A 2,508-nucleotide genomic window follows, 5' to 3' on the forward strand; every position below is an offset into this window, starting at 1 on the left:
TTGTTTTCTCTTCCTGTGGGTACTGAGATGTTTCACTTCCCCACGTTCCCTCTACCCGCCCTATATATTCAGGCGGGAGTCACCAGGTCACCCAAAGGGCCTGGCGGGGTTTCCCCATTCGGAAATCCTCGGATCACAGCTCGTTTATCAGCTCCCCGAGGCTTATCGCAGATTACGACGTCCTTCTTCGGCTCCAGATGCCAAGGCATCCACCGTTTGCTCTTAGAATCTTGAAATCACATGAGTTTGAATCGATTTCGTTAATTGCAGCCCAATCAAGGACTGCGCGAAATTGACCAATGATTAGTCGAAACAACCCCGCAAAGGGTTGAATCTAAAATCTTTAGTGATTGAGGATCGAAATCCTCAATCTAAGATGCTCGCGTCCACTGTGTAGTTCTCAAAGTACGGGCGGTACCCCCACCAGCGGCGATGTATGCCGACAAGTGAAGGTCCTGAGTTTCGTCCACCACACCCGAAGGCATGGCATCCGGTCCCTCAGGACCCAACAGCGTGCAACATGCCGGCCCTCTCAACCAGAACCTTTCCAACCACACGAAGTGGCGTACTGAGTCCCGATCAATCCGATCGGCATCAATGTCAATGTTCCACCCATGAGCTGCCAGCAGAACACGTACGGTCCTGATCTGGCGTGCCTGGACACCCGAGGGTGCCAGATGCTCCTTAGAAAGGAGGTGATCCAGCCGCACCTTCCGGTACGGCTACCTTGTTACGACTTAGTCCTAATCACCGATCCCACCTTCGACAGCTCCCTCCATAAATGGTTGGGCCACCGGCTTCGGGTGTTACCGACTTTCATGACTTGACGGGCGGTGTGTACAAGGCCCGGGAACGTATTCACCGCAGCGTTGCTGATCTGCGATTACTAGCGACTCCGACTTCATGAGGTCGAGTTGCAGACCTCAATCCGAACTGAGACCGGCTTTTTGGGATTCGCTCCACCTTACGGTATTGCAGCCCTTTGTACCGGCCATTGTAGCATGCGTGAAGCCCAAGACATAAGGGGCATGATGATTTGACGTCATCCCCACCTTCCTCCGAGTTGACCCCGGCAGTATCCCATGAGTTCCCACCATTACGTGCTGGCAACATAGGACGAGGGTTGCGCTCGTTGCGGGACTTAACCCAACATCTCACGACACGAGCTGACGACAACCATGCACCACCTGTTTACGAGTGTCCAAAGAGTTGACCATTTCTGGCCCGTTCTCGTATATGTCAAGCCTTGGTAAGGTTCTTCGCGTTGCATCGAATTAATCCGCATGCTCCGCCGCTTGTGCGGGCCCCCGTCAATTCCTTTGAGTTTTAGCCTTGCGGCCGTACTCCCCAGGCGGGGAACTTAATGCGTTAGCTGCGACACGGAGACCGTGGAATGGTCCCCACATCTAGTTCCCAACGTTTACGGCGTGGACTACCAGGGTATCTAATCCTGTTCGCTCCCCACGCTTTCGCTCCTCAGCGTCAGTTACGGCCCAGAGATCTGCCTTCGCCATCGGTGTTCCTCCTGATATCTGCGCATTCCACCGCTACACCAGGAATTCCAATCTCCCCTACCGCACTCTAGTCTGCCCGTACCCACTGCAGGCCCGAGGTTGAGCCTCGGGATTTCACAGCAGACGCGACAAACCGCCTACGAGCTCTTTACGCCCAATAATTCCGGACAACGCTTGCACCCTACGTATTACCGCGGCTGCTGGCACGTAGTTAGCCGGTGCTTTTTCTGCAGGTACCGTCACTTTCGCTTCTTCCCTGCTAAAAGAGGTTTACAACCCGAAGGCCGTCGTCCCTCACGCGGCGTTGCTGCATCAGGCTTGCGCCCATTGTGCAATATTCCCCACTGCTGCCTCCCGTAGGAGTCTGGGCCGTGTCTCAGTCCCAGTGTGGCCGGTCACCCTCTCAGGCCGGCTACCCGTCGTCGCCTTGGTGAGCCATTACCTCACCAACAAGCTGATAGGCCGCGAGCTCATCCTTGACCAAAATTCTTTCCAACTCCTCCCGATGCCGGGGAAGTTCGTATCCGGTATTAGACGTCGTTTCCAACGCTTATCCCAGAGTCAAGGGCAGATTGCTCACGTGTTACTCACCCGTTCGCCACTGATCCCCCAGGAGCAAGCTCCCAAGTTCACCGTTCGACTTGCATGTGTTAAGCACGCCGCCAGCGTTCGTCCTGAGCCAGGATCAAACTCTCCATAAATGCTTAATAGCCGAACACCGAAATGAACGACACATTCAATTAGCCGCAACGCCACCGGAATAGGCGAACATCACGACAAGTTTGAAACTGACAGAACAAATCATTACTGACTTGCTTTGTTGTTATAAATGTTTTCCAAAGGAATCTCCCACAATCATCACCGCTAGAAACGGATCAAACTGCACGAGGTTTTTGGCATTTGACATTGTGCACGCTGTTGAGTTCTCAAGGATCGGATGCTCCCCGCTTCACACCCAAAGGCGATCAACTCGAAGGCAACTTCTCTATATTAC

2 rRNA genes are annotated in these 2,508 nt (G+C 53.7%); both read right to left on the reverse strand.

Annotated elements, in window-relative coordinates:
* Nucleotides 1-236: ribosomal RNA gene (locus tag E4M00_RS17705) — 23S ribosomal RNA — on the reverse strand; the annotation flags it as partial.
* A 452-nt stretch (nt 237-688) separates the two neighbouring features.
* A 16S ribosomal RNA gene (locus tag E4M00_RS17710) occupies nt 689-2,215 on the reverse strand.
* Nucleotides 2,216-2,508: the final 293 nt, after the last annotated feature.

The organism is Orlajensenia leifsoniae (assembly GCF_004570845.1).
GTDB classification, from domain to species: Bacteria; Actinomycetota; Actinomycetes; order Actinomycetales; family Microbacteriaceae; genus Orlajensenia; species Orlajensenia leifsoniae.